The organism is Paenarthrobacter sp. NPDC089307 (assembly GCF_040685055.1).
GTDB lineage: Bacteria > Actinomycetota > Actinomycetes > Actinomycetales > Micrococcaceae > Arthrobacter.
Genome location: NZ_JBFBHE010000004.1, coordinates 275,564 through 295,578, shown reverse-complemented (window position 1 = coordinate 295,578; position 20,015 = coordinate 275,564). Strand labels below are relative to the sequence as shown.

The following is a 20,015-nucleotide window of genomic DNA, read 5'->3' as shown; positions in this document are numbered from 1 at the left end:
CCATTTACGACGCGGGGAAATCCTAGCGCCGGACGATTGACCTCAAGAGCCTTAATGCTACCGACAGTGAGGCCATGTCGTCGGCTTCGAGCGCATTGACCTCATCGAACATGGTCTTTGCCCTGCCCAGTTGCTCGGCGTTAAGTCCTTCCCAGGCCTTCAGGCGCTCTTCTGCGGAGGCGTTGGGCTCCGTTGCTTCAAGGACCGAGGTGGTCATGTCGGCAACTGTTGAGTAGAGGTCATCCCGGAGGGCTGCACGGGCCAGGGCCTGCCAGCGGTCATCCCTCGGAAGGGAGCTGATGCGTTCGAGCAACGAGTCCACATGGAAGCGGTTGAACACCGTGTAGTACACGTGCGCTACGTGCTCCACGCTGTCATTGCCGGTCTGGGCAATCCGCGCGATGTCCAGAAGGGCATAGCTTTCGAATAGCTCAGCCCACCTGCGGGCCAGGTGTTCCGGAAGTTCCCAAGCAAGCGCCTTATCAAGCCACCCGCTGATGCGGACCTTGTCCTCGCCACGCAGGTAATCCAGAAGCTTGGCGCGCAAGGGGGACATCATCGGCTTGAAAGCGTCCACGACGCTCGCAATAGGCTGGGACGCCATTCCCTGGCCCAGGACCCAACGCACGGCCCTGTCAAGCAGGCGCCGGATGTCCAGGTGGACTTCACTCCAGTGTTCGGTGGGGAATGATGCAGGCAGCGCGTTCAGCTCGGCCACCATCGGATCGAGGTCGTAGATTTCGCGCAGGGCAACAAATGCCTTGGCGACGGCTACCTCGTTGGCCGAGGTTTCTTCGATGGCCCTGAACGCGAACGTGATGCCGCCCAGGTTGATGATGTCGTTGGCCACCACGGTTGCGATAATCTCGCGCCGAAGCGGGTGGGTATCCAGCTCGGCGTCGAACCTTTCACGCAACTGCTTCGGGAAGTAGTTGCGGATTGTGTCCGAGAACCAAGGGTCGTCAGCCAGGTTGCTGTCCCGCAGCGCGGTACTGAGTTCGATTTTCGCGTACGCCGAGAGCACCGCAAGTTCGGGCGAGGTCAGTCCCTGGCCCTGTTCCAAGCGGGCACGCAGCGTTTCCGTAGTGGGCAGCGCTTCAAGATCACGTTTGAGGTCGGCAGACTTTTCCAGCCAGTCCATGAGTCGTTCGTAACTTGGGCTCCAATCAGCAACCCGCGTCCTGTCATTGAGCAGCAGGATGTTCTGGTCGATGTTGTCCTGAAGCACCAGACGGCCGACTTCATCGGTCATATCGGCCAGGAAGGCCGCCCTCTCATCCTCCTTGAGCTTGCCGGCCGCCACCATGCGATCAACGAAAATCTTGATGTTGACCTCATGGTCCGAGCAGTCCACACCCGCGGAGTTATCGATCGCATCCGTATTGAGAATGACGCCCTGCAACGCCGCCTCAATGCGTCCACGCTGGGTCAAACCAAGGTTTCCACCCTCACCGACAACCTTTACCCTCAGGTCACGCCCATCCACGCGAATGGAATCGTTGGCCTTGTCACCGACTGCTGCGTTGGTCTCCGTGCTTGCCTTCACGTACGTGCCGATACCGCCGTTGTAAAGCAGGTCCGCCGGAGCGAGCAGGATCGCCCGGAGCAGTTCGGGTGGGCTAAGCTGCGTCGTTCCTTCCGGAAGGCCCAGCGACTTCCGCACCTGCTCCGATACCGGGATGGTCTTGGCCTGCCGCGCATAGACGCCGCCGCCTTCACTGATGAGTGCACGGTCGTAGTCGTCCCATGAGGACCTGGGCAGCTCAAACAGCCGCTGCCTCTCAGCGAAGGACGCCGCAGCATCAGGGTTGGGGTCGAGGAAGATGTGACGGTGGTCGAAGGCGGCCACCAAACGGATGTGCCTTGAAAGAAGCATTCCGTTTCCGAAAACGTCGCCGGACATGTCGCCGACGCCCACCACGGTGAACTCTTCGGTCTGGGTGTCGAGATCAAGCTCGCTGAAGTGACGCTTGACCGATTCCCATGCCCCGCGGGCCGTAATGCCCATTGCTTTGTGGTCATAACCCACGGATCCGCCGGAGGCGAAGGCGTCGCCCAGCCAGAAGCCGTACTCGGCTGCCAACCCGTTTGCCGTGTCGGAGAAGGTCGCCGTGCCCTTGTCGGCCGCCACCACGAGGTAGGAGTCGTCGCCGTCGTGCCGAACGACGTCCGACGGCGGGACGAGCCTTTCGCCGTCGGAAGACGTCACGAGGTTGTCGGTGATATCCAGCAGTCCCCGGATGAATGTCTTGTAGCTTTCGATGCCTTCGGCCATCCAGGCGGCGCGGTCTACTGCGGGGTTGGGCAGCTTCTTGGCGAAGAACCCGCCCTTGGCTCCCGTGGGGACAATAACGGCGTTCTTTACAGTTTGGGCCTTGACCAGTCCGAGAATCTCGGTCCGGAAATCCTCCCTGCGATCCGACCAACGAAGACCACCGCGGGCCACCTTGCCAAAGCGCAGATGCACGCCTTCAACGCGTGGGGAGTAAACCCAGATTTCAAACATCGGGCGCGGGAAGGGCAGACCCTCGATGGAGGTCGGGTCCAGCTTGAAGCTGAGGTAGTCCTTATTCTGGAAGTAGTTGGTCCGCAGCGTGGACTCAATAAGGTTGATGAAGGTCCGCAGGACGCGGTCGGCGTCGAGGGTGGCAACCTGCTCTACCGACTCGGCGAGGGAAGCCCGCGCTGCGCCCTGGCGTTCCTCCCGGACATCGTCCGCTACTGAGGGGTCGAACCGGGCCGAGAAGAGTTCAATGAGTCCACGCGCAACATCCGGGTTGCCCAGGAGGGTGTCAGCGATGAAGCCGAAGGAATTCGTGTTCCCCATCTGGCGCATGTACTTGGCGTAGGCCCGAAGTACTACTACCTGGCGCCAATGAATACCCTCGCGGAGAACCAGGCGGTCGAAGTTGTCCGACTCCACAGCGCCCGTTACTGCAGCACCGAAGGAATCTGCCAAGAGGTTCCCGGTGGCGAGGGGATCGATTCCCGTCGGGTACTTCAACCCGAGGTCATAAAGGAAGAAGTCGCGGTGGTCCGCAGTTTCGATCTCGAATGGCCGTTCGTCCAGTACCTCCAGGCCGAGGTTGTGGAAGTAGGGAAGGATCTGGCTCAGGCTCTTGGGTTCCATCAGGTAAAGCTTGACCCGGGCATCCTCTTCGAGTGCCTCACCGGCTCCTTCGGGGAGGTATACGTGGACGCCGGGTTTTACGTTCTTGGTGGTTTCGCCTGCCCGCTCTGCCTCAGCGCCATACTTCTCGAAGCGCTCGATGTCCTGCAGGGCGTCTTCAACCTCATAGTCCACGCGGTAACCAGCGGGGAAAGCCTCAGCCCAGAGAGCTGACAGGGCATCCGCGCTCTCGGCCGGGTGGTGCTCGCGAAGAACCTCCGTGATGCCCTCGCTCCAAGACCTCGAAGCCCGCATCAGGCGGTGCTCGAGTTCCTGGACGTTGACTTCTGCCAGCTCAGCCGTGCGCGGCAGCCTGATCCTGAAGAAGACGCGGGCAAGTGCGGACTCGGTGATCCTGGCCTCGTAGTCGATCGTTTCGGCCTGGAACGTCTCACGGAGTTCCTGCTCGATCCTGAGGCGGACGCTGGTGGTGTACCGGTCGCGTGGCAGGTAGACGACGGCGGACATGAAGCGGCCGTAGATATCAGGCCGCAGGAACAGCTTGGTCCTGCGACGCTCCTGCAGGCGCTGGATTCCCATGGCCGTTGCGGCAAGGTCCGGAATTTCGATCTGGAAGAGTTCATCCCTGGGGTAGGTCTCAAGGATGCCCAGAAGGTCCTTGCCGGAGTGCGAATCGATCGGGAAACCAGCATTCCTCAGTACTGCGTCAACTTTGTCGCGCACAATTGGGATGCTGCGGACAGAGCCTGTGTAGGCGCTGGTGGCGAACAGCCCGATGAACCGGCGTTCGCCGTTGACGTTGCCCTGGGCGTCGAAGCTCTTGACGCCTATGTAGTCGAGGTAGGCCGGGCGGTGGACCGTTGAGCGCGAGTTCGCCTTGGTGATGACCAGGGCCCGCTTCTCCCTTGCCCGCTTACGGCCGGCATCGGTCAGGTGCTGGACCTGGCGGGTGCTGTCCCCTGCGCGCAGAAGGCCGAGACCGCTGTCTTCACGAAGCTGCAGCACGTCCTCGCCGTCTTCATCCACGAGGTCGTATTCGCGGTATCCCAGGAAGGTGAAGTTCCCGTTGTCCAGCCACCGTAGAAGGTCCTGCGCCTGCCGCAGCTCGGCAACCTGTTCGGGATGCGAGACGCCACCGAGCGCTTCGGCCAGCTCCAACGCCTTGCTGCGCATTTTCGGCCAGTCCTCGACGGCGGCACGTACGTCACCGAGGACGCGATGCAACCCTTCGATGAGTTGCTGGCGGGCGTCATCGCTGACGCGGTCGATTTCGACAGCTATCCAGGATTCCATGTGGGAAGCGTTGTCGCCATCCCCGAGAAGGTGGGCGATGCTGGGCAGTGCTGCCGTGTCACCGCTGGAAATTCCCACCGTGGAGGGAACCCTCGAAACGCTCCGCATTTCGCCGGAAACCCGGTCACGGGTCACTACAAACAAGGGGTGCATGACCATGCGGATAGCGCAGTTCTGCCGGACGAGTTCTGCATTGACGGAGTCAACCAGGAAGGGCATGTCGTCCGTAACGATGTATAAGACGTTACGGTCGGACTCGCTGCTTATCTCCACCAAGGCATTTCCGGGCCGGCGCGACTGGGCAACCGCCTTGTGCTTGGTGGCCCTGGATATCAGCAGCTCCGGGGAATACGCCCGGGCGTCCTCCTCCGCGAGGTGCTCGTAGTAGTCACCGAAGAACCCCTCACGGACAACTGCTGCATCGGACCGATCCTCCACGCTGGATCCTGACGACATCGACAAACGCCTCCATCACAAGTTGATTGCTGCGACTCTGCAGCCCACATGCCGAGCCTAGCGCTTAAGGCGGCGCAGGGCTCTGGTACTTCGTCCAAAGGAATTCCTGTTTTCATGGACAGGAGCACATACGAGGCTCGCGATGGCGCGCCGCAGGTCAGAATCGGGCGCACTTTCCAGGAGGACCGAGCCGGAGAGCAACGCGGCATCGCAAACGGCTGGATCGGAAGGAAGGTAGGCTTCGATCCCAACGCTTGGGCCGTACCTGCCCCAGGCATCAGCCAACTGCTGCCTCGGGCCGTACCCGACGGCTGATCGCTTGACCTTGTTAAGCACTACACGGGGCTTCGCCTGCGGAACGGCCATTTCCAGTTCAGCCAAACCCCGAACAAGCCGTGGGACCCCGATCGCATCTGCCGCGCCAACAGCGAAGACCACATCGGCCAACTCCAAGCTGCACAAGGTGGCCGCATTGCGCCGGGGCGCCAACGTGTCGAAGCTCAGTTCTTCGTCCGCTTCAAGGCAGAAGCCCGTGTCAACCACAACAACGTCAGCGAGTTGCCTTGCTTTGGCCAGGACGAGGGTCAGTGCCGCAGCCCGCAACTCGGTCCAACGATCCGCCCGGGTGGTTCCAGTCAATACGCGAAAAGACCCAGCCTTGGTGAAGACGCTGCTGGCCGCTGATGCCAGAGAGTCGACGTCGAGAAGGCCTTGGTCCGCGAGCCTGCACGCTTGGGCCAAACCGGCGGACTCGTCCAAAAGGCCCAGCATCGCCGAAACGCTGGCCCCGTAACTGTCCGCATCCACCAAAATGACCGACCGGCCCTCGGCGGCCAACTCTGCCGCCATATTCACCGCAAGCAGAGTCCTGCCTGGAGCGCCCGTTGGGCCCCACACGGCATAGATGCGCCCCGAACCGCCTGGCTCTTCCTCCACACTGTCCGGAAGGGGCATCAAGGGCATATCCAAGCCCGGATCCGCGAACCCCGTGCTGCGGCCGCCGTCGAACCGTCCATAGTGGCTGGCATGTCCGACTACTTGGGAAATCTCAGCGGCGAGCGCGGTCGGGTCGATGTCCAGGCGTGCCGCGACTACTCCGATGGAACCAAGCCGCCGCGCTTCCTCCGGGCTATCGGTGAGGGCGACGACAGATACCCCAACAGCCCCAAGCCTGTCTACCAAGGTGGCCGTGAGCTCTTCGCAACCGTCACCAACTATGGCAGCCACCGCCAGGCCGCTTTGGCAGGCAGCCATGAGCTCGGCGAGTTCGGAACATCGGCGAACCACCGTTACCGGGCCATGCAGGCGCTCGAGCCCTTCAACCACGGCCTCCTGGGCAGCGCCGACGGTAACGACGGGAATGCTCATGAGGCCAATCCCGCTGGATTCCAGACGACGGAAACCTTGGCCTTGTTGGCTTGCGCACCCAGCAGTTTGGGCATTTGTTCATCTGTGACCAGAACCAGCACCGTCGTGCTCCTTGATGCACCGAGCGTGGCGGAGCCAGGGATGATCTGGGCAATTTCAGCACCAGGTAACAGCAGCTGCGGATCCCCATACGCGGAACTTGATCCCGGCATGGCCACCCAGACGTCCACCCGGGCGCCCGCGCCAGCTTGCGCGGGCAGCTCCTCGTCCATGGAAATCGCAACGGGTTTTCTGTTCAGTGCGTCGACTGTTCCGAGGCTTTCACGGGGCAGTAACTGGTTTTTTGCCACTCGCTGCAGGGCAACTTTCCCCGGAGACAGGCCATCTTCAACCGTAATGTAGCCAGCCTCAACCTCGTCCAAACGGACCTTGACGACGGATAGGTCTTCAGTTGTCACCAGCTGGCCGACAACGATTTCTTCCCGCGCGGCATACACCTGCGTCGTCTTGTCAGCACTTCCAACCAAAGCCACCACTCCGGCCAGGGAGACCAACACCAGCAAGATACCTATGAGCAACCGGGGGTCCTTCCAGGAAGGCTTGCTGATTCGCGCGGCGGCAAGTGTTGCGCTCGGACCCATGGTGTCTACTCCCCCGTGTTTGGCTGGAGGCATGGTCGGCGGACCTGCCTCCTCATTCTTACCGGCGGGCCGCCTCCGACCCAAAGCATCCGGCAGCAAAGGGGGCGAAACTGTGGATAACTACACCAAACGCCAGCATGAATGGCAAAATGGAGCCATGCCCCGATTCCTGACATTGGCCGATGTCGCCGAACAACTCCAGATAAACTCCCCCCAGGCGTACGCCTTGGTTCGCAGCGGAGAGCTCAAAGCGATCCAGGTGGGAGGGCGCGGGCAATGGCGTATCGAAGAAACGATGCTCGAGCAATATATTCAGGACCGATACGCCGAAGCCAGCCGGATGATCGAAGAGGCCAAATCCAAGTCAGGCTAGTTGCCGAAGCTGCACAGCCTTAGAATTCCGGCCCGCTCGCTGAGCTCAGCGCCAGGAGCGAGCTGAAGGGGACAGTGGCAACACTGGCCACATTCCCGGCCCGCCGCATTTCGCCGCCTTGCACCATGGCGACATCAAAGTGGTCCCGACCTACCCTGTCGATGACCCCCTTCAGTTCGACGCCCCCTGCGGCCATTGCCCGCAAGTGCACAACCACCGACGCGCGGTCCCTGGCCAGCGCCCTCAAGGCGGTGGCGATACCCAATGGCCGTTGAAGTTGCGGAGAGGCTTTCAGCGCAAGCCGCCCCAGCCCCTGATAGCTGAGGACCGAAGGGTAAGGTATCAGCCATTGCCGGACACCCTCGATCAGGACAAACCACTCACTCCCGAGATGACTGACGTTCCCCTGAAGCGCGGCGCCGCTGGAGAGGATTACCTTCACCGGCGCGGCACCCAGGGCCCGTAAGCGATCATTGAGTTCGATGCCCGCGAGCTCAACCCTGGCCCGCTCGGTGATCTCCGCTTCCCTCTCCAAAACACGTTCGGCGGAAAATTGTGCTTCCAAATCGCTAAAGAGAGAGTCCCATCTCATGTGGTCAGACTAGGCTGCATTACGGAGCCAAAGCCAATCCTTGCCCGACGACATTGCATTGTGATTGGACAGGTGCGAGAAAGTGTGCCAAGAATGGACTCCAGATTGATCAAATTGCATCAAACTACATCAAACGAAGCTTGGGGGCTTTGAATGGCACGATCCTTGCGCAGGGACACCGGACTCGCTGCGACGATTTTAGGGCTGGGAATCCTTCTGGCTTTGATAGGCAACACTTTGGTGGAGCAGTGGCAGGACGCCCAGCGACATCATCAACATTTCTCGTTTGACGTGTTGGCAGGATTTACTGCCAGCATTGCAGGAACAGCGATAGTTGCCTGGTGGGTGCTTTCCTTGGTGATGGCATTCCTGGCGGCCCTCCTGCATCGGGCAGGGGCCAGTAAGGGTGCCGATACACTCTCGAGGTTCAGTCCTGCTTTTATGGTCAGGATTGCGATAGCCGTACTGGGGCTGAACCTCCTTGGTGGCGGCCTGGCACAGGCAAGCGTTTCACCAACACCTGAGTGGCTTCCAACTTCCGGGCACAGCAGCACGGTGCGCCCTCCCATGGCCCCGGCTTCCACGAATGGAGCCGGCACAGCCGTTGCCGTCATCGCTGACAGCAACAACACGGCAGCCGCCGCGCATGATCCGAGCTGGCAGCCCCGGCCTCCAGTGCTCGCTCCGGGGCTGCTCAGCCGACCAGGCTCCCGTGATGCACCTGCTCCATCCGGGAGCGGGGTGGAGGTAAAGGCCGGTGACACCCTGTGGTCCATAGCCGCAGCAAGGCTTGGACCATTTTCCACTGACGTGGATGTGGCCACGGCTTGGCCGAAGTGGTACGCCGCCAACCGCTCCATCATCGGGGATAACCCTGCAGTGCTGCTTCCGGGGCAGATCCTTCGGCCTCCCGAACCTGCCTAGCAGCGCCAACGCAGTACTCCGACTCAACTGAACAGCCGCCCACTCAGGGGCGGCAGCAAAGCCTCATAGCAAATCCCAGCGTCATCCCAGCAGAAGCCACCCGAGCATAAGCGTTCCCCGCGCTTTGGCTCATGTAGTGAATGCCAGAGGTATGACCATGTCCGTTGCAACAACAAGCCGCCCGCCGGTCCGCCAGGGCGTCCAACGTGCCAGTGCGTCATCCGGCGCAAAGGCCGGGACCGACACAGACATCCGGCTGGTAGCGCGGAGTATCGCCCAAGCTGCCCTGGAAGTACTTGCCGGCACGCGTCCGCTGGTTCAGCTTTCCCGCTCGCTGGACCCTGAATGCTATTTGGCCCTCCAGCATCGGGCAGTCCTGACACGGAAGCATGCAGCCCGCAGCAAGGGAAACCCGCAACCGCACCTCAGCCCAATGGTCCGTTCGGTTCGTGCCTGTTCCATCAGTGAGTCAATTTGCGAAGCCAGCATCGTGGTAGCTGAAGAAAGCCGGTGCCGCGCCATCGCCATGCGGCTGGAACGGTTGGACGGGATATGGCAGGTTACCGCACTCGAGATCGGCTAGGGTCACGGGCAAAGCGGACTGAAGTCCGCAGCCCGGAGACCCCATCAAAAACTCAAGGGGCGATCCCCGGATACATCCGGGGATCGCCCCTTGGTCGCTATTGCCGTCAGTTGAGCATTGCTGCCCGCTTCAGGCTAGCGGCGCTTCTTCTTCGCAGGTTTACGCTGCTCCTGGCTTGCTGCCTTGGCGGGGTTACCCGAACGGCCCGACGCCCGGCCTTCGATCCTGGTTTGGGTGGCTCCGTCTTCACCGGGAGCGGTGTACTGCAACTGGGCCGGCTTTTCCGGAGCCTGCAGGCCTGCAGCCCGGATCTGGGGATCATGGTGTTCTGTGTGTCCCCCGGCAGCGGAATCATCCGCCACGACGACATCCTCGGCCGGTGTCACTTCCACCTCGAGGTTGTACAGGAACCCGATGCTTTCTTCCCGAATGGCCTCCATCATGCTCTGGAACATGACAAAGCCTTCGCGCTGGTATTCAACCAAGGGGTCGCGTTGAGCCATTGCCCGCAGGCCGATTCCCTCCTTGAGGTAGTCCATCTCGTAGAGGTGTTCCTGCCATTTGCGCCCAAGGACCGACAGGACAACGCGTCGCTCCAGTTCCCGCATACTTTCGGAGCCGATGGCTTCCTCGCGCGCCTGGTACACGAGGCGCGCGTCGGAGAGGATTTCTTCCCGGAGGAAATCAGCCGTAATCCTGGATTTGCCGCCGGCTTCCTCAATGACTTCCTCTGGTGTGACCGTCGCCGGGTACAGAGTCTTCAGGTTGGTCCACAGCTGGTTGAAGTCCCAATCGTCGCCATTGCCTTCAGCCGTTGCTTCGTCAATGAGCGCGTTGATGGTGTCTTCAAGGAAGTACTGGACCTTCTCGTGCAGGTCATCGCCTTCAAGGATCCGCCGGCGGTCGCCGTAGATGGCTTCACGTTGGCGGTTGAGGACGTCGTCGTATTTGAGGACGTTCTTACGCTGTTCGGCGTTGCGGGCCTCCACCTGTCCCTGGGCGGAGGCAATGGCGCGCGAAACCAGCTTTGACTCAAGTGCGACGTCGTCAGGTACTGAGCTGTTCATGAGCCGTTCAGCTGCCCCTGAGTTGAACAGCCGCATGAGGTCGTCAGTCAGGGAGAGGTAGAAGCGGGACTCGCCGGGGTCGCCCTGACGTCCGGAGCGTCCACGCAACTGGTTGTCGATCCGGCGGGACTCGTGTCGTTCAGTACCCAGGACGTAAAGCCCACCCAGGTTCAGCACTTCTTCGTGTTCATCCTTCACGGCCTGCTTGGCTGCTGCGAGGGCTTCGGGCCAGGCTGCCTCGTACTCTTCGGAGTTTTCCTCCGGATCAAGTCCGCGCTTGGCGAGCTCGGCAATGGCGGTGAATTCGGCGTTTCCACCCAGCATGATGTCGGTACCGCGGCCAGCCATATTGGTTGCCACAGTCACGGCGCCCTTGCGTCCGGCCTGAGCAACAATCGAAGCTTCACGCGCGTGGTTCTTTGCATTCAGAACCTCGTGGCGGATGCCTTCCTTGGCCAGCAGCTTGGAGAGATATTCGCTCTTCTCAACACTGGTGGTACCGACCAGCACAGGCTGGCCTTTCTCATGGCGCTCGGCGATGTCCGCTACGACGGCGTCGAACTTCACGACCTCGTTTTTGTAGACGAGGTCCGACTGGTCGATGCGCTGCATGTCCCGGTTGGTGGGAATGGGAACGACGCCGAGCTTGTACGTGCTCATGAACTCCGCCGCCTCAGTCTCAGCAGTACCGGTCATGCCGGAGAGCTTGGAGTACATACGGAAGTAGTTCTGCAAGGTCACCGTGGCGAGGGTCTGGTTCTCAGCCTTGATCTCGACGTTTTCCTTGGCCTCAATGGCCTGGTGCATGCCCTCGTTGTAGCGGCGTCCGGCCAGGATGCGGCCAGTGTGTTCATCGACGATCAGGACCTCGCCGTCGAGGATGACGTAGTCCTTGTCCCGCTTGAAAAGTTCCTTGGCCTTGATGGCGTTGTTCAGGAAGCCAATGAGCGGCGTGTTGGCGGATTCGTAGAGGTTCTGGATACCCAGGTAGTCCTCCACCTTTTCGATACCGGCTTCGAGGACGCCGACGGTTCGCTTTTTCTCGTCCACTTCGTAGTCGACGTCGGGCTGGAGCCGGAGGACGACCTTTGCGAATTCGCTGTACCAACGGTTCGTGTCGCCCTGGGCGGGACCGGAGATGATGAGTGGCGTGCGGGCCTCGTCGATGAGGATGGAGTCGACTTCATCGACGATCGCGAAGTTGTGTCCGCGCTGCACGAGCTCGCTGGCATCCCAGGCCATATTGTCCCGGAGGTAATCAAAACCGAACTCGTTGTTGGTTCCGTAGGTGATGTCCGCAGCGTACTGCTCCCGGCGGAGCGTCGGGTCCTGGTTCGAGAGGATGCAACCGCTGGTGAGGCCGAGGAAGCGGTAGACGCGGCCCATGAGCTCGGACTGGTATTCAGCCAGGTAATCGTTGACCGTCACCACGTGGACACCCTTGCCCGTGAGGGCGTTCAAGTATGCCGGCGCCGTCGCAACCAGAGTCTTGCCTTCACCGGTCTTCATCTCGGCGATGTTGCCAAGGTGGAGTGCTGCGCCGCCCATGAGCTGCACATCGAAGTGGCGCATGCCCAAGGTTCGGGACGAGGCTTCACGCACAGCAGCAAAGGCTTCGGGCAGCAAGGCGTCCAGCGTCTCGCCGTCCTGGTGCCGGGACCGGAGCCGATCCGTTTCGGCCCGGAGTTCGGCATCCGTGAAGGACTTGAAGGAGTCTTCCAGGGCATTGATGGAATCGGCATAATTCCGCAGTTGCTTCAGGGTCTTTTTGTCACCCGTGCGGAGAAGTTTTTCGATTAGTGATGCCACGTGAAAGTGCTCCCAGTCTCATGCTGCCGAATTCTGGCTGTTTCAGTCTACGGGAGAGACCAAGGCAGCGTGTCCGGGTTCACCTCTGAGCGGACTAGCGGTTTGCGGTTCCACGGTGTTGCTTCCGGCTTGCCCCGTGAGCGCCTCAGCGAGCTTCCCGGCGAGATCCCCCACCGGCCACACCACCACGCCGTCCAGGCCGAGCCATGTTGCCATGAGCAAAAGTTCGGCAGCAAGCTCGACGGCGGTATCCTCCGGCGCGTCCGGCTCACCGTACGCTGAGCGCACCAGCAACTGGCCCGCCATGCGATCAGCCTTCAGGTCAACCCTGGCTACCAGGCTCTCCCTGAGCAGGAAAGGCAAAACGTAGTAACCGAAACGGCGCTTGGCGGCAGGAGTGTAGATTTCGATCCGGTAGTGGAAACCGAACAACTCTTCAAGCCGGCGCCGCTCGAAAACCAGCGAGTCAAAGGGGCTCAGCAGCGCGCGCCCTTCGGCCTTCCTGGGGAGTTTGGCACTGGCATGCCTGAAGATTTCCCGGTTCCATCCTTGGACTGACACCGGTTCCAGGACACCTGCATCCACCAGCCGCCGGACAGAGTCCGCCCCGGCCTTGAGTGGAGTCCGGAAGTAGTCCGAAAAGCACCGTACGGTTCCGATGCCGTGGGCCCGGGCTGCTGCATCGATGAGCCGGTCGAGCGCTTCTCCGGCTTCGGCGGCAGGCAGTGGGTACGTGGAAACCACCCTTGAGGTGAGGGTGTATTTGCGTTCGAACTGCGCTGTTCGCGAAGCGGCTGACACGCGGCCTTCTTCAAAGAGGTGCTCCAGCACCCTCTTGACGATGTTCCAGTTCCAGCCCCAGTTGTCGCGTTCGGCTGTGGAGGTGTGTCCCAGCTTCGCAGTAAGTTCCGCCGCGGTCATGGGAGGCCCGTCGGCGAGGGCCGCCAATATCTTGTCTTCCATGCTCCGGCGGAGGACAGGATCCAGGCGGTGCGCTCCCACCCATGCGCGCTTCTGCCACAGGAGCAGATCCGGAAAGTGCTCAGGACGGATGAAGCTGGCCTCGTGCGCCCAGTACTCCATCATTTTCCGGGGTTTGCGGGCGGCCATGGTGGAAAGGATCTTTGGATCGTAGTTGCCCAGCCGGGAAAAGAACGGGAGATAGTGACTCCGCGCAACCACGTTCACAGAATCGATCTGGACCAGCTGCAGTTGGGCAAAAGTCCGGCCCACTGCCCGCGGTGAAACGGGGCCAGTGGGCCGGACTTTAGCCAATCCTTGCGCTGCCAATGCGATCCGCCGTGCCTGTGAGAGGCTCAGCGAAGCGGTCATTGGGCTCCCTTCGTCAGATGTTGGCCTTACTTGGCGCTGGCGGCTTGGTCGTCCGAGCGGTAGGCGATGATCTTTTCCTCGACGGCGTCTTCGCCAGGCTCGCAGGTGGAATCGAGGGTGATTACGCCGTAGGTCCAGCCGCTGCGTCGGTAAACGACCGACGGTGCGTTGGTTTCCTTATCCAGGAACAGGTAGAAATTGTGTCCCACCAGTTCCATGTTGTCCACGGCATCGTCCAGTGTCAGGGATGCTGCCGGGAATACCTTCCGGCGGATCAGGACAGGTGAGTCGCCAGCCGGGATGTCGTTCTCAACCTCGTAGGGAGAACGTTCCTCTGCTTGCCCCTCGGGCTCCTGGTGGTTGCTGGCCTCGACGTAAAGAGGCTCATTGGGGCTTGCGGGTTCAAGAGTTGCCGTAGCTTCCCTGACGGCCTTGGGTGTGTGTCGGCCGTGGTGCACCTTTTTCCGGTCCTTCGCACGACGAAGCCTTTCGAGGAGCTTGTTGTACGCGAGATCGAAGGCAGCGAATTTGTCAGCGGCTGTGGCCTCGGCACGGATAACGGGGCCGCGGCCCAGGACTGTCACTTCAACGGTGAGCTGGCCCGGCGTCTGCCGGGGATTGGTTTCCTTGGAAACCTTGGCGTCTACTCGCTGGACCTTGTCCCCCAGCGATTCAATCTTTGAGATTTTCTCGCCGGCGTATTCGCGAAAGCGGTCTGAAACTGTCAGATTTCGTCCGCTGATCATGAACTCCATGGTGCCCTCCAAATAACTCAGGTGACACGACAACGGCACTGGTGGGGGCTGGTCTGACGGACAGTCGAGCCCCTTTCCGAGCCGCTATCGACAGGTACATCTTTTCTTGGTACCCACAACCGACGTTAGTTCATCGCCACGCGTTATTCACCCTTTGGCCACTTATTTTTTGATTGAGTCTTAATGACTTCATGGGTGGTCGCTTACCGCTCTCAATGAGGCGTAGGCTGGTGGCCTCGTGGCCGCCAGGACCACGGCGCCACAGACGACGCCACCTGCAGCGTTCACGGCACGTGCGGCCTCTGCGAGTGTTGCTCCGGTGGTGAGGACGTCGTCCACGAGGATGCATCGCCTGCCTTCGATTGATCTGGCCCGCGACCTCCTGACCCGCATTGACCCCCGGACTTTCCTGGCGCGTTCACCCCGCCCCAGCCCTTTTTGTCCAGACACTCCAGCGTTGCCTTCGCGGCCTGGCGCGAGGTCGAACAACGTCGATAACAAGGCGTGGAGCGAGCTGATGCGTCCTTTCCGAAACGATGGAACCCGCACTTTCTCCAGGACGTCGAGATGCCGGCATTGAGGTTGCATCCGGCGTAGACGCAGGATCAGAAGCAGGAGGTGGACCGGGCTGAATCCGCGCTGACGATAGGCGGCACCGCTGGTTGGGACAGGCACAAGAAAATAACCGGGCTGGCCGCCCGTGGCGGCTTCCAGGCCTCTGGCCAGGCACGTAGCCAGGACACCGCCCACCCGCCATTGGCCGGAGTGCTTGAAGGACAGCAGGCATTGGGCCAGTTCGTCCCGGTACGGCCCGGCCGCGACCACCGCGAGCTTCGCCACGCCGTCCACCGCCACGAGAGCCGGCGATTGCTGCTCGGCACGGAACGGCTGTGCGCAAAACTGGCGCACTCGCTTTGCACATCCTGCACACAACACGGTGTCTTCCGCCCCGCAACAAATGCATTCGACGGGAACCACCACGGCCCGAAGTTCCTTGAGCGCGCCTTGAATGCCTGACACCAGGCGCCCCAGCCGTCCGGGGTCAGTTCCCCGGCGACGGGCCCTGTCGGGATCGGGCGCAACGAGATCCGGATCCACGCGACGGCGGTCTCCCCGCCCGTCGTCGGAAAAGCTGCTCAGAGGTACGGTCATCAATCCAGACTGAACCGAGCCCTGCGGGAAAAGAAGCCATTCGGCGTCCTATGTGGACATCCTGACCGGAAGCAGGGGCCTGGTCAGCCAGGGAAGGCCGGCTCCACAGGGCCTTTCAGCTGGAGCTCCCAGCCGTTTCCAACCCTTTGGAAGATGCCAGCTTCGGACTGTCCATAAATCTGCTCGGGGCCGTTGCCGGCGCTGATGCTGGTCAAGCCATCCCATGGTGGCAGTTGCTGCGCCTCACCGGATGCAAGTGACAACAACTCGGGCACCACCGTGGACGTCCCCGAACCGGACATCACCGCAACGGTCGATGCGTTTACCCAAACGCCCTGGCTTGCAGCTCCGGTGGTAAGCAACGTGACAGGAGCGGTGAGGTCTTTGGGTGCGCCATCGGGGCTCCGGACGATGCCTGCGATCTGCACTGTGGATTTTCCATTCGATTCGGAAATAACCAGCGCCCTGGTCCCTTCCCTGGAAACCCTGAAGTCCTTCACGCTCCGGCCTGCCAGCCACGCCGGAGTGATGGTGACATTGGGAACTGCCGTTCCCGGCGCGACCCCGGTGGGTTTGTACGCAACCACCTCAGCCGCCCCGTTTGCCCCCGGGCCCGCTGTCCACACCCAGTTCTGGGGGCTGAAGGAAGGGCCGGTGAGCGTACTCCTGGTGGTCAGTTGCCGGGCCGGCTGACCGGGTTCAATCGAATAGAGGGTGGTCTTGTCCCCGTTCAGGAAAGCGGCCGTCTGGGACGCGGGTGACTCTGCAGGGGAATGCGGCCCAAGCCCTGCCACCGACTGCATGTCGGGCAGGGGCGAAATCCGGTTGTTTTCATACCTTACGAGCTCACCGTTGTTCACCGCGATCTGGTGGGCCGGGACGGTCTTATCCACCACAGGCGGAAGGACGGTGCCGTTGTCTTCCACCCGGACCAGGTCCTGGTCTGCACGCAATTGCACGTTGATGACATCGGGTTGGCTCCGGAAGGTCAGAGCCAACTGGTTCTGCATCCTTTGGCGGTCTTCAGCAGATGCGTCGAACAATTCCTTCGCGGAAAGGTCCACCTGCGCTGCACCGGAAACTACCGGCACGGACTCGCGTGCGAGCTTCATACCGGATGGGAAGGCGCTGACAACCGCACCCCGAAGATAGGGTGCCGGGCCGGCGAGGAGGGCACTGGTCATGGATTTGACCGTGTTTTTCTTGATGAACCAACGGTAATCGGGCACTGCGTACGTGAACGTGGGGTCATAGAAGTAGATGGGGAACGCGCCGTAGATGACCTTGAACGTCTCCTCCGGAATCGCTGTCCCATCCGGCACCTTGGAGATTCTCCACTCCCCCTCAACCTGTTCAAGCGTCAGCGGAATGGTTTCCTTGGTTCCGGGCGGGTATTGCGTTGCGACGCCGTCGGCGTCCACTGAATAGGCGAGGTCGAGCACATAAACGTACTCATTTTCCGCAGGTGACTTGACTACTTCCGCCTTGCGGAAAACAAGCGCCCTCTTGTCCGGCTTCCACGTGACCGACTGTGCTTGCGTCAAGTATTGGCGGGCCACGGGGTAGTCGTCCTCGTAACCGCTGCCAGCCATGTAAAAGTCCTCAATGATCGCCTCAGGACTGGAACCCGCACGAGGCGCAGCCGGGAAGAACACCGGCGCATTGGGATTTCCGGCGCCCTCGTCCTTGCTCTTACCAACAGGGCCGGAACGGGGAATCTGTGCACACGAAGAAAGCACGAGCATGAGGACGGCCAGCAAGGCCAGGATCGCCTTCCGGCGCCGGAGTCCGGGCTTTGTCATGGCTTCTCCCCTGGTTCACGATCCGCGGCGGGCTTTTCTTCACCGTCCGGTGCGGGTGCGGGCAGGACGGTTGCGGTTTCGGTGCCAAGCACAACTACCTGGTGCTCGCTCGGGGCGCCGGGAAAATCTATGTCCGCCGGTTCCAACTGCAACGGCGATTTGGCAATCGCGCCTCCTTGCCGGAGGGGCAGGGTCAGGCGGAAGTTCGACCCCGAGCCCTTCCGGCCCCAGGCCTGGAGCCAGCCATTGTGCAGCTTGGTGTCTTCAGCCGCGATCGACAAGCCCAAACCGCTGCCACCCGTGGTCCGGGCACGTGCAGGATCGGCACGCCAGAAGCGGTCGAAGACCCGGGCTGCCTCTGCCTGGCTCATGCCTATCCCGTGGTCCCTTACTGAAACGGCGACGGCATCGTGGTTGGCAGCTACGGAAATGTGGATCGGCTTGCCCTCGCCGTGTTCAAGAGCGTTGAGCAGCAGGTTGCGGAGGATCCTTTCGATCCTGCGTGAATCCATCTCCACGATGATGCTCTTCTGCCGGGCGTTGAGCCGGACTTCCGAACCGTACTCCTCGGCCACGGGCGCCGCGCCTTCGATCACATGGGCCACTACTTGGAAGATGTCCTGGGGTTCGGCGTCGAGGACGGCCGCACCGGCATCGAAGCGGGAAATTTCCAACAGGTCCGACAACAGCGACTGGAAACGCTCAACCTGGTAGTAGAGCAACTCAGCCGACCTCTTGTTCATGGGGTCGAAGTCCTCACGGGCGTCGAAAAGTACCTCTGCGGCCATCCGGACGGTCGTCAGCGGGGTGCGCAATTCGTGGGACACATCGGAGACAAAGCGCTGCTGCATCTGTGACAAAGTAGCCAGCTGGGTGATCTGTTCCTGAAGGCTGGCGGCCATGTGGTTGAAGGAGGCGCCCAACCTGGCCACCTCGTCTTCGCCCTTCACTACCATCCGTTCCTGCAGCTGGCCGGCGGCCAGTTTCTCGGAGACGACGGCGGCATGGCTCACCGGACTGACGACGTTGCGCGTCACGTACCAGGCAATTGCGCCAATCATGAGGACCAGGGCTGCGCCACCGGCCCAGAGGACGTTCTGGATCTCGTCCAGTGTCTGCTGCGCGGTATTGAGGTCGTAAATCAGGTAAAGCTCGTAGACAGTGCCGTTGAACGTTACTTTGTTGCCAACCGCGATACCCGGGCGGTCCTCGTTGCCCACGGGGAATTGGGTGGGTGCCCAGAACTGCTGCTTGCCGCCTTCCTGGACGGCTTTGCGGAGGTCGGCCGGAATGACCCGGATGGTCAGCTGGTCCGAGGCACGCGACTCCACCCAACGGTTTCGGGGCTTCGTCTGTTCCGGCGCCGCCTCAAAGACATACCTGCGCTGAATGACCGAACCCCGGCCTTCCACCGCCGTCAGGGTGTCGTAAACGAGCGTGATGACGCTGGACTGGTCGGTGACCTGCGCGCCGTCGAACGTGTCCTGGACCTGCTTGACGTTGTAGCGCGACTCGGACTCGGCCTGGGCCAGGCGCTCCTGGAAGAGGTTGTTGGCGATCTGGTTGGACAGGTAGGCGCCGACAATCGCGAAGGAGGTCACAGCCAGCAGCAAGGTGGTGAGAACCGTGCGGAATTCCAGGGAACGCCGCCAACGGCGGAGAATCGACCGCCACAGGAAGCGCAGGCCGGGCCTGATCTGGCGCACGCCAATGGAAACCAGCCGGGAAACCCGAAGGACCAGGATCAGCGCGCGCCGGGTCCAGATCCGCGCGCGGGAAAGGAACCACGGCAGGTTACGGACCGGCCGCGGAGGCTCCGTTTGGGGGTCGACGGGCGGGACCGGGGTCCCGGTCTCCACGGCTTTCGCTTCAGGGTTTGTTGGCCCCGGGCCTTGACCCGGCTCGCCGGTTTCTCCGGCCGGGGACTCAGGAACCTGCTTTATATCCGACACCACGCACCGTCAAAACGACCTCGGGCGCTTCAGGATCACGTTCGATCTTGGAGCGCAGACGCTGGACGTGCACATTGACCAAGCGAGTGTCAGCAGCGTGCCGGTATCCCCACACCTGTTCCAGGAGCAATTCGCGGGTAAAGACCTGCCATGGCTTGCGGGCCAAGGCAACCAGGAGGTCGAACTCGAGGGGGGTCAGGGAGATACGTTCGCCGCCGCGGGTCACCAAGTGACCTGCGACGTCGATGGTCACGTCCGCGATACGCAGGGTTTCGGGGGCCTTCTGGTCGCCCGGGCGCAGTCGCGCGCGGACGCGGGCAACCAGCTCAGCGGGCTTGAAGGGCTTGGGAACGTAGTCATCGGCACCGGATTCGAGTCCGCGAACGACGTCCGACGTATCCGACTTGGCCGTAAGCATGACGATGGGGACATCGGACTCTCCACGGATCTGGCGGCAAACCTCGATCCCATCAGAACCGGGCAGCATGAGGTCCAGCAGCACCAGGTCCGGCTTGGATGACCGGAACACGTCCAAGGCCTGGCCGCCGTCTGCGCAGAACACCGGTTCGAAGCCGTCATTGCGCAGGACTATGCCGATCATCTCTGCGAGTGCTTCGTCGTCGTCAACTACCAGAATGCGTGCCTTCATAGTTATATATTCCCTTATCACCAAGTCTTTGTCCTGTTGGGCGCTGCGCACGGCATGGCGTCCAAGGGGCAATTCCACCGTACTGCACAACGCTGCCGCACGCCCGCAGACGCCGGCCGTGCGGCGGGCTATGAGGG

The 20,015-nt window shown here is 61.6% G+C and carries 14 protein-coding genes; 3 read left to right on the top strand and 11 right to left on the bottom strand.

Going from position 1 to position 20,015, the window contains the following annotated elements; all coding sequences use genetic code 11:
• Positions 1-22 precede the first annotated feature (22 nt).
• Genes AB0N72_RS11680 through AB0N72_RS11670 form a run of 3 tightly spaced genes read right to left on the bottom strand, consistent with a single transcriptional unit; the run spans position 23 to position 6,888 of the window.
• On the bottom strand, positions 23-4,879 hold the full coding sequence (locus tag AB0N72_RS11680) for an NAD-glutamate dehydrogenase (protein ID WP_363930563.1): 4,857 nt from the start codon (positions 4,877-4,879) through the stop codon (positions 23-25).
• A gap of 57 nt (positions 4,880-4,936) precedes the next feature.
• Positions 4,937-6,247, bottom strand: a complete 1,311-nt coding sequence (locus AB0N72_RS11675) for a P-loop NTPase (RefSeq protein ID WP_363930562.1) — start codon at positions 6,245-6,247, stop codon at positions 4,937-4,939.
• A complete protein-coding gene (locus AB0N72_RS11670; RefSeq protein ID WP_363930561.1) occupies positions 6,244-6,888 on the bottom strand; it encodes an SAF domain-containing protein in 645 nt (214 codons plus the stop codon). The genes AB0N72_RS11675 and AB0N72_RS11670 overlap by 4 nt, the downstream gene beginning before the upstream one ends.
• Positions 6,889-7,045: 157 nt before the next feature.
• Here AB0N72_RS11670 and AB0N72_RS11665 point away from each other — a divergent pair, with 157 nt between their 5' ends.
• Positions 7,046-7,261: a helix-turn-helix domain-containing protein gene (locus AB0N72_RS11665; RefSeq protein ID WP_363930761.1), complete on the top strand. Its 216-nt coding sequence runs from the start codon at positions 7,046-7,048 to the stop codon at positions 7,259-7,261.
• Between the two features lie 19 nt (positions 7,262-7,280).
• On the opposite strand, the gene AB0N72_RS11660 is transcribed toward AB0N72_RS11665, so the two are convergent.
• Positions 7,281-7,853, bottom strand: coding sequence for a hypothetical protein (locus AB0N72_RS11660; RefSeq protein WP_363930560.1), 573 nt, complete (start codon positions 7,851-7,853; stop codon positions 7,281-7,283).
• Positions 7,854-8,006: 153 nt separating this feature from the next.
• Here AB0N72_RS11660 and AB0N72_RS11655 point away from each other — a divergent pair, with 153 nt between their 5' ends.
• Together AB0N72_RS11655 and AB0N72_RS11650 are read left to right on the top strand one after the other, a co-directional pair.
• Positions 8,007-8,777, top strand: coding sequence for a LysM domain-containing protein (locus AB0N72_RS11655; RefSeq protein WP_363930559.1), 771 nt, complete (start codon positions 8,007-8,009; stop codon positions 8,775-8,777).
• A 157-nt stretch (positions 8,778-8,934) separates the two neighbouring features.
• On the top strand, positions 8,935-9,360 hold the full coding sequence (locus tag AB0N72_RS11650) for an Rv3235 family protein (protein ID WP_363930558.1): 426 nt from the start codon (positions 8,935-8,937) through the stop codon (positions 9,358-9,360).
• 134 nt (positions 9,361-9,494) lie between these two features.
• Here AB0N72_RS11650 and secA read toward each other — a convergent pair whose 3' ends face one another.
• From secA to mtrA, 7 genes are all read right to left on the bottom strand, one after another.
• Positions 9,495-12,236, bottom strand: coding sequence for a preprotein translocase subunit SecA (gene secA / locus AB0N72_RS11645; RefSeq protein ID WP_363930557.1), 2,742 nt, complete (start codon positions 12,234-12,236; stop codon positions 9,495-9,497).
• Positions 12,237-12,278: 42 nt separating this feature from the next.
• Entirely contained in the window at positions 12,279-13,568 is a 1,290-nt protein-coding gene (locus AB0N72_RS11640; protein ID WP_363930556.1) for a crosslink repair DNA glycosylase YcaQ family protein, read from the bottom strand.
• Positions 13,569-13,594: 26 nt separating this feature from the next.
• The gene (raiA, locus tag AB0N72_RS11635; protein ID WP_363930555.1) at positions 13,595-14,323 is read right to left on the bottom strand and encodes a ribosome-associated translation inhibitor RaiA; all 729 of its coding nucleotides are present in this window, start codon (positions 14,321-14,323) and stop codon (positions 13,595-13,597) included.
• Between the two features lie 189 nt (positions 14,324-14,512).
• Positions 14,513-15,475, bottom strand: coding sequence for a phosphoribosyltransferase family protein (locus tag AB0N72_RS11630; protein WP_363930554.1), 963 nt, complete (start codon positions 15,473-15,475; stop codon positions 14,513-14,515).
• An 83-nt stretch (positions 15,476-15,558) separates the two neighbouring features.
• On the bottom strand, positions 15,559-17,277 hold the full coding sequence (locus tag AB0N72_RS11625; protein ID WP_363930553.1) for an LpqB family beta-propeller domain-containing protein: 1,719 nt from the start codon (positions 17,275-17,277) through the stop codon (positions 15,559-15,561).
• A complete protein-coding gene (gene mtrB / locus AB0N72_RS11620) occupies positions 17,274-19,070 on the bottom strand; it encodes an MtrAB system histidine kinase MtrB (RefSeq protein ID WP_363930760.1) in 1,797 nt (598 codons plus the stop codon). Before mtrB ends, AB0N72_RS11625 begins: the two co-directional genes overlap by 4 nt.
• Positions 19,071-19,203: 133 nt before the next feature.
• Positions 19,204-19,878, bottom strand: coding sequence for an MtrAB system response regulator MtrA (gene mtrA / locus AB0N72_RS11615; protein WP_024817376.1), 675 nt, complete (start codon positions 19,876-19,878; stop codon positions 19,204-19,206).
• Between the last annotated feature and the right edge of the window lie 137 nt (positions 19,879-20,015).

Excerpts from the sequence above, each read along its gene's own strand:
- AB0N72_RS11670 (WP_363930561.1), bottom strand. The coding sequence starts at position 6,888 with ATGGGTCCGAGCGCAACACTTGCCGCCGCGCGAATCAGCAAGCCTTCC.
- AB0N72_RS11630 (WP_363930554.1), bottom strand. The coding sequence starts at position 15,475 with ATGACCGTACCTCTGAGCAGCTTTTCCGACGACGGGCGGGGAGACCGC.
- AB0N72_RS11650 (WP_363930558.1), top strand. The coding sequence starts at position 8,935 with ATGTCCGTTGCAACAACAAGCCGCCCGCCGGTCCGCCAGGGCGTCCAA.
- AB0N72_RS11675 (WP_363930562.1), bottom strand. The coding sequence starts at position 6,247 with ATGAGCATTCCCGTCGTTACCGTCGGCGCTGCCCAGGAGGCCGTGGTT.
- AB0N72_RS11660 (WP_363930560.1), bottom strand. The coding sequence starts at position 7,853 with ATGAGATGGGACTCTCTCTTTAGCGATTTGGAAGCACAATTTTCCGCC.
- raiA (WP_363930555.1), bottom strand. The coding sequence starts at position 14,323 with ATGGAGTTCATGATCAGCGGACGAAATCTGACAGTTTCAGACCGCTTT.
- AB0N72_RS11655 (WP_363930559.1), top strand. The coding sequence starts at position 8,007 with ATGGCACGATCCTTGCGCAGGGACACCGGACTCGCTGCGACGATTTTA.
- AB0N72_RS11680 (WP_363930563.1), bottom strand. The coding sequence starts at position 4,879 with ATGTCGTCAGGATCCAGCGTGGAGGATCGGTCCGATGCAGCAGTTGTC.
- mtrA (WP_024817376.1), bottom strand. The coding sequence starts at position 19,878 with ATGAAGGCACGCATTCTGGTAGTTGACGACGACGAAGCACTCGCAGAG.
- AB0N72_RS11625 (WP_363930553.1), bottom strand. The coding sequence starts at position 17,277 with ATGACAAAGCCCGGACTCCGGCGCCGGAAGGCGATCCTGGCCTTGCTG.
- AB0N72_RS11665 (WP_363930761.1), top strand. The coding sequence starts at position 7,046 with ATGCCCCGATTCCTGACATTGGCCGATGTCGCCGAACAACTCCAGATA.
- AB0N72_RS11640 (WP_363930556.1), bottom strand. The coding sequence starts at position 13,568 with ATGACCGCTTCGCTGAGCCTCTCACAGGCACGGCGGATCGCATTGGCA.